Origin of the sequence: Citricoccus sp. K5, assembly GCF_902506195.1 — a bacterium.
In the GTDB taxonomy this organism is placed as follows: Bacteria; Actinomycetota; Actinomycetes; order Actinomycetales; family Micrococcaceae; genus Citricoccus.
Genome location: NZ_LR732817.1, coordinates 3,710,522 through 3,724,367 on the forward strand (window position 1 = coordinate 3,710,522; position 13,846 = coordinate 3,724,367).

The 13,846-nt window shown below is 67.1% G+C and carries 8 protein-coding genes and 4 pseudogenes; 11 read left to right on the forward strand and 1 reads right to left on the reverse strand.

From position 1 onward, the window contains the following. The first annotated feature begins 66 nt into the window (after positions 1–66). The 10 genes and pseudogenes from BOSE125_RS16795 to BOSE125_RS16840 form a co-directional block, all read left to right on the forward strand. A complete protein-coding gene (locus tag BOSE125_RS16795) occupies positions 67–846 on the forward strand; it encodes an enoyl-CoA hydratase (RefSeq protein WP_159555338.1) in 780 nt (259 codons plus the stop codon). 118 nt (positions 847–964) lie between these two features. Beyond that, positions 965–2,467: an aldehyde dehydrogenase family protein gene (locus BOSE125_RS16800; RefSeq protein ID WP_159554435.1), complete on the forward strand. Its 1,503-nt coding sequence runs from the start codon at positions 965–967 to the stop codon at positions 2,465–2,467. A gap of 2 nt (positions 2,468–2,469) precedes the next feature. Further along, positions 2,470–3,756, forward strand: a complete 1,287-nt coding sequence (locus tag BOSE125_RS16805; protein ID WP_236558086.1) for a CaiB/BaiF CoA-transferase family protein — start codon at positions 2,470–2,472, stop codon at positions 3,754–3,756. Further along, on the forward strand, positions 3,753–4,694 hold the full coding sequence (locus BOSE125_RS16810; protein WP_159554437.1) for an enoyl-CoA hydratase/isomerase family protein: 942 nt from the start codon (positions 3,753–3,755) through the stop codon (positions 4,692–4,694). The genes BOSE125_RS16805 and BOSE125_RS16810 overlap by 4 nt, the downstream gene beginning before the upstream one ends. A 617-nt stretch (positions 4,695–5,311) precedes the next feature. Further along, entirely contained in the window at positions 5,312–5,530 is a 219-nt protein-coding gene (locus BOSE125_RS16815) for a ribbon-helix-helix domain-containing protein (RefSeq protein WP_159554439.1), read from the forward strand. Continuing rightward, on the forward strand, positions 5,530–5,844 hold the full coding sequence (locus BOSE125_RS16820) for a type II toxin-antitoxin system PemK/MazF family toxin (protein ID WP_159554441.1): 315 nt from the start codon (positions 5,530–5,532) through the stop codon (positions 5,842–5,844). Before BOSE125_RS16815 ends, BOSE125_RS16820 begins: the two co-directional genes overlap by 1 nt. A gap of 976 nt (positions 5,845–6,820) precedes the next feature. Further along, positions 6,821–8,326 (forward strand): annotated as a pseudogene (locus tag BOSE125_RS16825) (Mu transposase C-terminal domain-containing protein). Beyond that, on the forward strand, positions 8,323–8,982 hold the full coding sequence (locus tag BOSE125_RS16830; protein WP_201301238.1) for an AAA family ATPase: 660 nt from the start codon (positions 8,323–8,325) through the stop codon (positions 8,980–8,982). The pseudogene BOSE125_RS16825 and the gene BOSE125_RS16830 overlap by 4 nt, the downstream one beginning before the upstream one ends. A gap of 179 nt (positions 8,983–9,161) precedes the next feature. Next, a complete protein-coding gene (locus BOSE125_RS16835) occupies positions 9,162–10,523 on the forward strand; it encodes a hypothetical protein (protein ID WP_236558088.1) in 1,362 nt (453 codons plus the stop codon). Between the two features lie 70 nt (positions 10,524–10,593). Further along, positions 10,594–11,124 (forward strand): annotated as a pseudogene (locus tag BOSE125_RS16840) (IS30 family transposase); the annotation flags it as partial. A 4-nt stretch (positions 11,125–11,128) separates the two neighbouring features. Here BOSE125_RS16840 and BOSE125_RS16845 read toward each other — a convergent pair. Beyond that, positions 11,129–12,120, reverse strand: a pseudogene (locus tag BOSE125_RS16845) (IS3 family transposase); the annotation flags it as partial. An 82-nt stretch (positions 12,121–12,202) separates the two neighbouring features. Between BOSE125_RS16845 and BOSE125_RS16855 the strand changes: the two are divergent. Beyond that, positions 12,203–13,598 (forward strand): annotated as a pseudogene (locus BOSE125_RS16855) (IS1380 family transposase). The last annotated feature ends 248 nt before the right edge of the window (positions 13,599–13,846 follow it).

The window sequence follows — 13,846 nt, forward strand, 5'->3', positions numbered from 1 at the left end:
ACACCGGAACCTGAGTCCAGGAGAACCACCATGACAGAGCAGACTGTGACCACCGAGAGGGCACCCATGATCACCGAGTACGAGACCATCCTGGCCACCGTGGAGGGCCGGGTCGCCACCATCACCCTGAACCGGCCGAAGGCCCTCAACGCGATCAGCAACCAGCTGACCCAGGAGGTCATCGACGCCGCCGTCCGCTATGACCGCGATGAGGACATCGGGGCGATCATCATCACCGGCTCGGAGAAGGCGTTCGCGGCCGGGGCCGACATCAAGGAGATGGCCACCCTTAGCTTCGCCGAGGCCTATACCGCGGACATCTTCGGCATCTGGGAGCGGTTCACCGCCCTGCGGACGCCGATCATCTCCGCGGTGGCCGGGCACGCGCTCGGCGGCGGCTGCGAATTGGCGATGATGGCCGACATCATCCTGGCCGCGGACAACGCGAAGTTCGGCCAGCCGGAGATCAAGCTCGGCATCATCCCGGGAATGGGCGGCTCCCAGCGCCTGACCCGGGCGATCGGCAAGTCCAAGGCCATGGAGATGGTGCTCACCGGCCGGACCATGGGCGCCGAGGAGGCCGAGCGCGCCGGGCTCGTGGCCCGCGTGGTCCCGGTGGCCGACCTGCAGCGCGAGGCAGCCGAACTCGCGGCCACGATCGCCGGGATGTCCAAGCCGATCGCGATGCTCGCCAAGGAGGCAGTCAATGCCGCGTTCGAGTCCAGCCTGGCCGAGGGCGTGCTGCTGGAGCGCCGTCTGAACTACGCCTGCTTCGCCACCGAGGACCAGTCCGAGGGCATGGCGGCCTTCGTCGAGAAGCGACCGGCCACGTTCACCCACTGCTGACCTGTACCAGCCGCGGCCCAGCTTCAGCCACGGCACACCCCCGGCCCCCTTCGGCCACCCCCGGACCGCTGCGGACGCCCCAGCCCCGGAACCCGATTCGACCCGAGAGAAGGACCCCATGACTGAGATCACCCTGGATTCGAGGGGCAGTGACATCCTGGCCGATGTCGAACAGTTGCTGTGGATCGACGGCCGCGCTACCGAGGCCTCGACCGGCGAATGGCGGGATGTGCGCAACCCGGCCCGGCGCGGTGAGGTCATCGGCCGGGTGCCGGCCGCCGGGGTCGAGGATGTGGACCGCGCGGTGGCCGCCGCGCGTCGGGCCTTCCCGGACTGGCGCAGTGCGCACTTCACGGGCCGGGCGAAGGCGCTGTTGGCCATCGCGGACGACATCGAGGCCGAGGCTGAGAAGTTCGCCCAGCTCACGGCCCTGGACACCGGCAACGCGTTGCGCTCCCAGGCCCGTCCCGAGGTCACCACCCTGGTGTCCCTGTTCCGTTACTTCGCCGGTGTGGCCGGTGAGGCCAAGGGCGTCACCCTGCCGGCGGGGGACCAGCAGCTGCAGTACACCCGCCGCGAACCGCTCGGCGTGGTCGCCTGCATCCTGCCGTGGAACTCCCCGCTGATGATCGCCGCCTTCAAGGTCCCGGCCGCCCTGGCGGCCGGGAACACGGTCATCCTCAAGGCCGCGGATGATGCGCCCCTGACCATCCAGTACCTGGCCCAGGTCTGCCAGCGGCACGTGCCGGCCGGCGTCGTGAACTCCCTGACCGGCCGCGGCTCCGTCATCGGCAACGCGCTGTCCACCCACCCGGGGGTGGACAAGGTCTCCTTCACGGGCTCCACCGAGGTGGGCCGCGGGGTGGCCGCGCAGGCCTCCGAGCGCCTGGCGCACCTCTCCCTGGAGCTGGGTGGCAAGAACCCGTCCATCGTGTTCCCGGACGCGGTCGAGGACGAGGGGATCCTGGACGGGCTGATGCTCTCCTCGCGCTTCGCCCGCCAGGGTCAGTCCTGCACCGCCGGCTCCCGGCTGTTCCTGCATGAGGACATCTATGACGAGATGCTGGAGAAGCTGGCCGCGCGACTGGGGGCGATGGTCGTCGGCGACCCGCTGGATGAGGCCACGGACATGGGCGCGGTCATCAACCAGTCCCAGTTCGACCAGATCTCTGGCTTCCTTCAGGACGGCAGGGACCACCCGGACCTGACCACCGTCCTCGGCGGCTCCGCACCCACTGAGGGGCCCCTGACCGAGGGCTTCTACCACGTGCCGACCATCTTCGGCGGGGCCCGGAACGACTTCCGGCTGGCCCAGGAGGAGATCTTCGGCCCCGTGCTCGTCGCGATCAAGTGGAAGGACGTGGACGAGGTCATCCAGATGGCCAACGACTCCCACTACGGCCTGGCCGCGTACGTCTGGACGCACGACCTGGACAATGCCCTGAACACCGCGCACCGGATCGAGTCCGGCTGGGTGCAGGTCAACCAGGGCGGCGGCCAGGTGGTGGGCCAGTCCTACGGCGGGTACAAGCAGTCCGGCATGGGCCGGGAGGCGTCCCTGGAGGGCATGCTGGAGGGCTTCACGCAGATTAAGCAGATCAACGTGAAGCTGCGGGGTTGAGCATGGCCGGGAACAACATGGCCGGGAACAACGCCCTGCCCGACGGCGGCGGGTCACCCGCCGCTGCCGGCGCGGCCCTGCCGCTGGACGGGATCACCGTGATGGACCTGTCCCGGGCCCTGGCGGGACCGTACTGCACGGCGCTGCTGGGTGACCTCGGAGCCGACATCATCAAGGTGGAGTCCGCCAAGGGCGGGGACTCCACCCGGTCCTGGCCACCGTTCGAGGACGAGCACTCGCTCTACTTCGACTCGACGAATAGGAACAAGCAGTCGATCGCGGTGGACTTCTACTCGGAGCAGGGACGGACGCTGCTGTGGGACCTGGCCGTGCAGGCCGACGTGCTGGTGGAGAACTTCCGTCCCGGCGTCCTGGCCACCATGGGCCTGGACCCGGACCGGCTGCGGCTGGTCAACCCCGGCCTGGTCATCGCCTCGGTCTCAGGCTTCGGCACGGTCGGCCCGCTGGCCCAGGCCGCCGGTCTGGACCAGGTGGCCCAGGGCATGTCCGGACTGATGTCCGTGACCGGTCCGGACGCCGACTCACCCACCCGGGTGGGTGTACCGGTGATGGACATCTACGCCGGCGTCTTCACCGCCGTGGGCATCTGCGCGTCCCTGGCCGGCCGGGCGGGCAACGGGGGCGAGGGCCACCAGGTGGGAACCTCCCTGCTGGAGGCCGGCCTGGCCGTCTCGGCGTTCCAGGGACAGAACTACCTCAGCACCGGTGCCGTCCCGGTGCCGCAGGGCAACAACCACCCCGTGCTCTCGCCCTATGGTGTCTTCCGGACGGCCGACATCCCGGCGATCATCGCGGTGGGCAATCAGGCGCATTGGCAGAAGTTCTGCGGAATCATCGGCGCGCCCGAGCTCGAGGAGGATCCGCGCTTCGCCCTGGGGCGTGATCGCTCGGAGCATCGGGCCGAGCTGACCGAGCTGATCGAACAGAAGCTGGTGCACCGGCCTGGGCTGGATTGGATCGAGTCCTTCCGCGCCGCGGGGATCCCCACCGGGCCCATCTACACCTATGCCCAGGCCTTCGAGGACCCCCAGGTGCAGGCCTTGGACATGGTGCAGACCGTCCAGCGGCTGGACGGCTCGGCGCTGCCACTGCTGCGTGGGCCGCTGAGCATCGACGGCACCGCCGCCGGCGTGCGCAAGGCACCACCGGCGCTGGGCGAGGACACCAGGTCCGTGCTCGAGAACCTGGGTTTGGACGAGGGGCAGATCGCCGGCCTCGTCGAGGCGGGCATCGTGCAGGAGCACGCTGTGGAGGCGGCTCGGTCATGACTGAGTCCACGGCAATCGGCGGCTCGGTGGACGTCTCCCAGTCGGGGTCCATCGCCACCCTGACGCTGTCCAACCCCGGGCGGCGCAACACCATGACGGAGGCCATGTGGCGGGCCTTGGAGCCGGCCTGCGCCCGGCTGGCCGATGACGCATCGGTGCGGGCCGTCGTCGTGCGCGGGGCCGGGACGGATTTTTCTGCCGGGGCGGACATCTCCGATCTGCGCGCCATCCTGAAGGATGAGGACTCCGGACATCACGACGGTGGCGCCGTGGCCGCCGGCGAGGCGGCCCTGGCCGGACTGCACAAGCCGACCATCGCCGCCGTCGAGGGCTACTGCCTCGGTGGCGCCTGGCAGATCGCGGCGGCCAGTGACATCCGGCTGGCCTCGTCCGACGCGACCTTCGGGATCACCCCGGCGAAGATCGGGATCGTGTACCCGACAGCCGGGATCGAGCGGCTCGTGCGCATCGCCGGGCCGGCCACCGCCAAGTACCTGCTGTTCAGCGGCGACTTCGTGGACGCCGAGCGGGCCCGCGTGCTCGGCCTGGTCCAGGCGGTCCACCCCGCCGAGACCTTCTGGGACGAGGTGGACACGTTCGTGCAGCGGCTCGCGGCCCGCTCCCAGCTGTCCATCCAGGCCATGAAGGACATCGTGGACACCGTGGTCTCCTCGGGCACCGGGGAAACCGGCGCGGGGGATCTGCAGGCCGCCAGCAACCACTGGCAGCACCTCATGGCCACCACCGGCGACGCCCAGACCGGCATCGGCGCCTTCCTGGCCAAACAGACACCCGAGTTCACCTGGAACGGGGGGCCGGGTACGTCACGCCGCAGTGCAGAGCATGGTGCCAAGGAAGGCGTCCATGCGGACACTGGCGCAGGCATCAGAACCGCGCCTGACACCGATGCCGGGCGTGGAGTCATGAGTGAGCCGTGAAATTCGACTCGGTGGCGCGGGCCCCCCGGAACAGGACCGAGCGGGGGTGGGGCGAGACCACCGACGGCATGGCCTCCGTCACTGTCCTGTTCCGGCTCCGGCAAATCATGATGGCCCGGACCATCGCCAGGGCGAAGTCCCGACCCCGCTGCTGATGCTGCATCCATCCAACACCACGCGCATCACAACGCACGACGCACCGGCAGAGACTGCGCTGGCCTGAGCCTCAACAGGGAGACTCACGGCGTTACCCGAAACCTCCACATGTGCGAGAAGTGCACATGGTTAATCTTCTACTCGACGTAATCGCGCTTAGCGGCGTCCGGAGCCGGGCATTCCGTCCCTGCTGACGCACTCGCGCTCAGCGCCCGCAAGTGACGCTAGCGGGGATGCGGGGAGAACCGATCGCCCCACCACCCTGTCGCCACCTTGGCAAGGAAGCAGCACAGGTGATCTGCACCAGCGGGGGAGTCCTCATGCGTTTGGCGTGTCGACGGTCTGTGAGTCCGACGCTGACGACAGCGATATGGCAGAGCAGGACTCAGGGTTGGTCTTCTCCAGGACATCACATGGGGGCCCTGGTACCGAGATGAATCCCACGATGGTACCATTTGGGCATGACAACACAGATTGCCGTCCGGCTGCCGGACGACGTGGTTGGATATGTCGACACCCTCGTGAAGGAGGGAGTCGGGTCCCGTGCAGCCGTGGTCACCCGCGCGCTGAGGAGGTACCAGCAGCAGCAACAGGCGGAGCGGGACGCCCAGATCCTGGAAGAGACCGGCGATTACGAGGACTTTGCGACCTTACCAGGCTACGCCTCGGTCGAGGACTGATGCGGGACATCCATGTCGCCCACCTGGACAAGGCACGCCCGGTCCTGGTGCTGACCCGCGAGGAGGTGCGCGAGGCCATGAACCGGGTCACGGTCGCGCCGATCACCTCCACGGTCAAAGGCCTGACCACCGAAGTACCCCTAGGTCCGGAGAATGGCTTGGATCACCCGTGTATCGCCAGTTGCGACAACATCATCACCATCGACAAGGCCGCCTTGGGGCACCACATCGGCTTCCTGTTCGACCGCCAAGAAGCCGAGCTGTCCAAGGCCATCATCAGTGCCTTCGCCCTCAGCGTCGACAGCGCCGGCTGAGTGCCCCAGGGCGGGGACTGAGGCAGGCCCCTGTCGGAAGGATCACCGTCAAGAACCTGCCGGACAACGGTCAAACCCGTCAGTGTCCTGTTTCGACCGCGGGCATCGACGACCGGCTGAACCAAGAAAAGCGCGGGATGGATCAACACGGACCCAAAGACAGAACGTCCACTTGATGGGAAAGTACGTTATCAGTTTCCTCGGTGATCGCCGATCGGTGGGCATGGGAGTGCGGCCTGGACGGGTAGGTCTTCCATGAGGGCATCGGCTCCGGCTTAGGGGATGGTGATCCAGCCCTGCTGGCCGCAGAACGGGCATCGTGAGGTCAGGATGTCGGCGCAGTCGTCCTGAAGGCTGTCGTAGATCGTGTGTCGGGTCATGGTCGGTCCTTTCCGAGGCCTCGTCCCGTGCTCAGCTGGTCGGGGTGATGTGGCGTAGGAGCGTGTTGGTCTTCCCCCGTTGCTTTTTTGCCTGCTGGCGACACGCAGTGAGCTGTCCTGGACGGAGCCGGCATCAACCCGCAGGGCGGTACCGACGGAAGTTTCGGAAGGAAGTAAGTGACGAAGGAGCGCCGAGTGAAAGTTCTGACGGTGCCGGCCCCGACGCAGGAGGGGCTTGTGCCGGTGGAGCCAGGACGTACTATCCGCAGGACAGCAGCAAAAAACCGTGGTCCCGGCCCGTCAGGGTCGGGGTCCTGGTCCGCCGTGGTTGTGGGGGGTGCCCCTATGTTCTTCGTCAAGCCGCGGCTGGTGCTTTGATCTCGTAGAGGGTGCCGTCGCGGAGTGGGATTGCTCGCGAGAACGTCAGTGCATTGCTCACTTGTGTCAGTAGATTTCTCACCACTGTCAGTGATCTGATTACACATGTCAGTGCATGCACGGTCGCCTGCCGACGGGGCTGGGCGCACGAGCGCAGAGGAGCCTGGGAGTTGGAAGCAGACGAGCCAGTTGTCAGTGCTGACCTGCCGCGGGAGGCGGTGGTACGGCTGCTGCTGTCCTTGGACGCCGTGGGGCGGTTAACCACTGAGGATGTGCGGTTGGCCGCGGAAGGATCCAATGTCAGCGAGAGGGCCGTGTGGCGTTGGCTCGCCCAGACACGGTCCGAGGAGAAAGTACAGTCACCTCGGGAGCGGTTTGAGGTGACTGATGAGGTCAGGGAGCGGCTGGCGTTCTGGCGTGGGAACGTCTCAGCGGTGCATCGGGAACTCGTCGCCGCCGCAGGTGAGTGCGGGAAGCGCCCGAGCCGAGCGACGATCCAGCGGGCCGTGGCTCGCGACGTTCTTCGTGGCGAGCTTGCCGGACTACGTGGTGGCGAGCGTGCCCGACGCGCACACGAAGTGTTCCTGCGCCGACCGCGCGTGCACCGCAATGAGGTATGGGAGGCCGATCACGTGGAGGCGCCGGTCGAAGTGCTCTTGCCCGACGGTCGGCTGGTCAAGCCTTGGGTGACGTGGTTCATCGACGTGGGAACTGACGCGGTGTGCGGTGCCGCGGTACCGCCGGGCCCACCGAGCCGGGAGAGCATCTTGGCTGCGCTTCGCGCGGCGATCAGTCTGGAGGAGCCCTACGGGCCGCCGGGCGGATTGCCTGGTGCCGTTCGGATCGATCGCGGCAAGGACTTCCTGTCCAAGACGGTGCACAGCGTCCTGGCCGGGTTGGCGGTGCGGGTGGTGGCACTGCCTGGGTACACCCCGCACCTGAAGGGCACCGTGGAGTCACTCAACAACGCGGCCGAGACCATGTTCTTCGCTGCCCTACCGAGGTACACCCACGCGCAGCAGGGTGCCAACGGGAAGCCGACCGATCCCGATGCACCTGCATTGCCGTTCGAGGCGTTCGTTGCCGAGTTCCTTACCTGAGTCCGCTGGTGGAACGGCGAGAACGAAGAGCACACCATAGCGGCCTTGGAGGGCCGGACGCCGTTGCAAGCCTGGGCCCAGGATCTGACCCCGCTGAGCACTGTCCCGGCTGCTGACCTGCGGCTGTTGATGCTGGAGGATGATGGCCGCGCTCGGACGATCACTCCCAAGGGGGTGTCGTGGCGCGGACGGCACTACGTGGCGGCCTGGATGACCGGCCAGGTTGGTCTGGCGGTCCGAGTGCGTCACATGCCGCACCACGAGCACGAGATCGAGGTTTTTGGCGCGACCAGCGGCAAGCACCTGGGCTCAGCAACTTTGGCCGATGCTGCCAGCGCGGAGGAGGTCGCGGCACTGCACCGGGCCCGGAGCGAGCAGCAGCGCCGCCTACGAGCCGATCTGCGGGCCGCGGAGAAGGCACGCAGGGTCCGCTACGCCGCGGCCACCGAGGCGGCGCCGCTCCAACCGGTTCAGGCGGTCACCGCAGAGGCGGCACGAGCCGAGCTCGCCACGGCCCAGAACACCCAAATGCAGGCCGCGGCCCGGGTCGATCTGTTCGCCCCGGGCCCGCCGTCGCCTGAATGGGTACTGCCCCACGCCTCCCAGACCGGCCCGAAGCCATGACCGCCTGGGCCGCCGTGGACGGGGCCGAGGACCACTACCTCGCGCTTCCCGGAGCGAACGTAGTGGCCACCGATGCATTGCTGGCACTTCGGGACAACCTGGTCGACGTCATCACGGCTCGGGCGATGATGTGCGTGCACGGTGACGCCGGACTGGGCAAGACGCTGTCAGTCAACGCCGCTCTGCGGGCGCTGGCGCCGGCCGACGTGTGCCGGGTGCAGTTCCGTGCCCGGCCAACCCCTCGCGATATCCGGCACGTGCTCTTCGAGGCACTCGGAATCGGCGGCAGCCCGCCGAGTCGTCCGATCGAGTTCGACGCGCTCCTCAAAGACGTTCTCGAAGAACGGTTCCGGGTGCTGGTCTGCGACGAAGCCCAGTGGCTCTCACGCGAATGCTTCGAGTTGTGGCGACACCTGTGGGACGACCGCCGCACCAACATCGCCATCGTCTTCGTCGGCGGCGGCGACTGCTACCGGGTGCTTCGCCGTGAACCAATGCTATCCAGCCGCGTTTATGTCTGGCAGGAGTTCCGTCGCCTCACCCCTGAGCAGGTACTCGAGGTCATCCCCGCCTACCACCCGATCTGGGCCGATGCGGACCCCGCCGATATCGCCTTCGCCGATGCTCACGCCGGGCATGGCAACTTCCGTGCTTGAGCCAAGATCACAGCCCACTCGGTGACCGCGCTCGGTCGCCTTGGCCGTCCGACCGGCACCGCGCCGGACCGGGATGTGCTGCGCTGGGCCTTCAGCCGACTCGGCGGCAGCACCTGAGAACCGGCTTCGATAATCCTCCCGCCAGAGCCGTCACGCCGAGCCGTCCGGCGGTGGTGCGGGTGCTTCTGGACCGCACCGACGATATCGCGGTCACCGCTGGCTTACTGCGACGGCATGACCCCACTGCCGGCCTCGTCGTCGTGCACCCGACCCCGGCCGGTATCACGTCCCAGGACCTGGGCCACGACCTGCTGCGCGCTCTGGGAAGACCGATCCATCGGCTCGCCGCTGAACGCCTGCAGGGCTCCCGGCCCGCGTGGCGCGCCGTGGCCGCATGGCTCCACGCAGACCAACTCTCCGATCTCATCGTGCTGCGCGCCCACTTGCTCGGCGCCGACCGCTGGAGCCAGCTCATCGAGCTCAGCCGCGGCACTGGCACCCGGTTGACCCTGGTCTGCCACACACGGTCGATCCCCAGTCCCTTGGCTCAGGCGCTTACCAAGATCGACCACCGGATCCTCACCAATCTCGAGCTCCTCGATCTGCCGGCGGGTGGGCACCGACCCAGCGCCCCTCCGGCGGCCGATCCGGGGATGGCTTCCCTGCCGCGCGTCACGTACCCCGGCGTGATCAATTTCCGCCGCTACGCTTTCGACCAACTCGGGCCGATCGAGTTCGCCCGGTTCGATACCATTTACCGGTCGGCCCAGGAGACGACCCTGGCCTGGCTTGATGGCCGCCCCGACGCGGCCACGTCCGACGACGAACGAGAAGCGGCCATGGGTCTGCTTTCGGAGCTGGTCCACGACAGTCCCAGTCGCACCCACACGCTGGCCCGGCTTCGCGGCGCGCAGGCCGCTTTCCGGTGGCACGGATTCAAGCTGACTCTGCCGGCATCCCGGGATCTGCTCGACGTCCTGGCGGGCCCGGGGCTGACCAGCCAACCAGTCACCGACCAGCTACTCGCCCAAATCCGCGCAAACGTAGCGCACAAAGCGATCGCCGCCGCGTTGGCCACGAGCTTGTTTACCGGCCTGGCGCCGACGAGCTTGATGCCCCTGACGTGGAAGTCGCTGACACCGGGCGCCGACCGTCTTCGGATCATCAATCGAGTATCGAGGCTGCAACGTCCAGCGCCGAACGTGTGGCCCCGGCGAACACTCGTTCGCGTCCCGGCCACCTTCTACGTGCCGACCGCCGTCCGGCCCCTGTTCCAAGCCGCCCGAGCATTCATCCCGCCCGACGAGAACATCCGTCATCGCCTCTTCTGGGGCGCCACACCACACCAGATCGAGGCCATGGCCTCGGAGTGCGCCATCACGCTGCCCCACCAGGAGGCCCCGGCGATCGCCTGGCAGGCGTGGATCGAGATCGAACGTGTCGACTATTTCGGCGGCCAGTACGACGTCGACTTCAGCGCCGACCAGCAGTTCCAGCCGCAGCCCGCCCCTATCGAGCCCTCAGCGACCTTGGAAAGGTGAGACCCGAACGGGATGCCCAACCCTCACCTTCCGCTTGAAGGCACTGACACAATTGAGCAATCCGCTGACAAGATCGCGAGCAATCCCAATCGGGACGAACCGGTCCGCGATCGGCACCGTCATCGAACGCAAGAGCCGCTCCACGCTGTTGGTGCATCTGCCCAGACTCGAGGGCTACGGGGAGGTTCCACGAGTCAAGAATGGTCCTGCGCTGGCCGGCTACGGGGCCATCGCGATGAACGCCGCACTGACAACGTCGATGACTCGCCTGCCGGAACAGCTGCGCAAGACACTGACCTGGGATCGCGGGAGGGAACTGTCCGCGCATGCTCAATTCACCCTCGATACGGGCACGAAGGTGTACTTCGCGGATCCGCACTCCCCCTGGCAGCGCCCCACGAACGAGAACACCAACGGCTTGCTGCGCCAGTACTTCCCGAAGGGCACCGACCTATCGCGGTGGACAGCCGCCGACCTGGAAGCCGTCGCGCTGGCGGTCAACAGCCGACCCCGGAAAGCACTCGACTGGAAAACACCTGCAGAGGTGTTCGCCGAGCAACTACAGTTACTCAAACAAGACGGTGTTGCGACGACCGGTTGAATTCGCCTTGCGATCCAGCGTCGCTGTGATGGATCAAATCCCCTGGTGAGACGGGGTGTCCTTCCCGATCACGTTGCCACAGCGCGATTCGTAGCGGGGTCATGACCAGGTCCACGCGCATGCTGGTCGATGCGTGCCAGCCCACGATCCGCTGGGCGAACACGTCCAGGACGAATGCGACGTAGACGAATGCGACGTAGACGAATCCTGCCCAGGTCCGTACGTAGGTGAAATCCGTAACCCACACCCGGTTCGGCACCGCCGCGGTGAAGTCACGATTGAGTAGGTCACCAGCACGCTTTCCATCTGCTCCGGGGATGGTGGTGCGCAGCTTCTTCGCCCGGACGATGCCCTCAAGGCCAAGGGTGCGCATGGCCCAGTCTACTGCACCGCGAGATGTTCCGGCCAAGCCTGGTCGACGTCGGAGAAGGGCGAGCATCTTGCGGCGCCCGTAGAGTCCCTCCGGGGTCATCTGACGACAACCGGTGACCTCGTTGAACTCCCAGGCGAGCTCACGGATCTTGTCTTCGACCAGGGCGTCGGTGACGGTGCGGTCGGCGATACGGGCGGGGTTCTTCCAGGCCCGATAGGTCCGTGCAGCGATCTTCAGGCCCTGCTGGCGCAGGACCCGGAGGATCGACTCGACTGCGTGGCCCTCGGCCCTCATCTCGTCGATGAACGCGACGATCAGCGGTTGCGGGGGTCGAGCTCCCCCGCGAAGAAAATCGAGGCCCGACGCAGGATCTCGTTGTCCTCCCGCAACCGCCGATTCTCGGCCTTGAGCCGCTTGACCTCGGCAGACTCCTCACTGGTGACACCAGGTCGGGTTCCGTCGTCAACCTCGGCCTGCGCGAGCCAGCGCCGCACGGACTCACGCGAGACGCCCTCCTGACCGGCGACCGCGGTAACCGCGGCGGTCTGAGTGGGGTACTCCTGCTGGTGCTCACGCACTAAGCCTTGATCCACCGATGAGCATGCTTGGTACTGGTGCGTAATTAAGAACGAAATGCCCGTCTGACCGGGAAGAATGGCACTTGTCTAAGGTTCCGTTCCACCGCGATGAGAGGGCATCTCGTAGATGCAAGTTTCCCACACCCGGTCTGCACTGTCAGTTTCCTTCGACGAGCCGAACCTCGTCGGCTCTGCTAGGCTGGTCCCGGTGATGGAACTGGCCGCCGAGGCGGGCCTTCACCAGCTGGCCAACAAGCGGTTGACGGTGCCGACCGACAAAGGCGCCAACGCCGGGGCCAAGGTCGCGGCGCTGGTTGCTGGGATGTGCGCCGGAGCGGATTCGATTGATGACATGGCCGTATTGCGACACGGGGCGATGAGGCGCGTGTTCACCGGTTGCTACGCGCCCTCAACGCTGGGGTCATTCCTGCGTTCGTTCACTTTCGGGCACGTGCGCCAGCTCGACGCGGTCGCCTCCCGGATCCTGAACGGCCTAGCTGGACGGGCTCCTCTGCTGGGCAGCCCCGGCGCAGGACAGTTCGTTTATGTTGATGTGGACGACACGATCATCGAGGTCCACGGGTACGCCAAGCAGGGCTCCGGATACGGATACTCCGGGGTCCGCGGACTCAACGCCCTGCTGGCCACGGCCACCACCGACACCACGGCCCCGGTGATCGTGGCCCAACGGTTGCGCAAGGGTGCGGCGAACTCGGCCCGCGGCGCCGGGCGACTGGTCGGCGAAGCCCTGGCCAACCTGGCACGCGTGCGCACTGGCCCTCCCGTGCTGTGCCGTTTTGACTCGGCCTACTACGGACACGGCCCGGTATCGGCGGCCCTGGCCGGCGGCGCTGATGTCTCGGTGACCGTGCGGATGGACCCGGCCGTCAAGCGCGCCATCGCCGGCATCGGCGACACCGCGTGGAGGGCCATTGAATACACCGATGCCGTCTTCGACGAGGCCGCCGGGACCTGGATCTCCAAGGCCGAAGTCGCCGAAACACCCTTCACGGCGTTCTCCTCCCGCAAGAAAAGCGAACGCATCGCCGGAAGGCTGGTAGTACGCCGCATCCCGGAGCTGAACCGGCAAGCAGGCGATGGGCAGCCGACCTTGTTCGACACGCACCGGTTCCACGCCTTCTTCACCACCGTGGACCCGGACGTGTTGGACACGGTGGCCGCGGACCGGACCCACCGGGGTCACGCGGTCATCGAGCAGGTCAACGCCGACCTGAAGGACAGCGCCCTGGCCCACCTGCCCTCCGGACACTTCGGGGCCAACAGTGCCTGGTTGGTCTGCACGGGGAAAAGCCTACAACCTCACCCGCACCGCCGGGATCCTCGCCGCCGGGGCCTTCACCAAAGCTCGCACCGGCACCATCCGGGCCAGGCTCGTGAACATCCCGGCCCGAATCGCCTCCAGCTCCCGCCGGATCCGGATCCGCCTGCCTCAGGCCTGGCCTTGGCAACAGGGACTCGATCGGCTCTTCGCCGCCATGCACCCGCCACCGCAACCGGCATAGAAATCCGTCCGCCAGCCGATACCGGCACGACCGAAGGAACAACAGTGGAACACCCCCGGCAGCGAGGCCGGCTACTTCCCCACGCCCAAAATCGACTCACCCGGCGCTTCCGAAACCACCCTCCAGCCTGAACCCACGTCGATGGATCGAGGCTAAGCGCACACACCTCGAGCGCAGCTGGGCATCAATCTTCTTCGGCATGCTGTCCATCCTTCCGGACTCAAACAGCAGCGGCATCAAACCTGGGA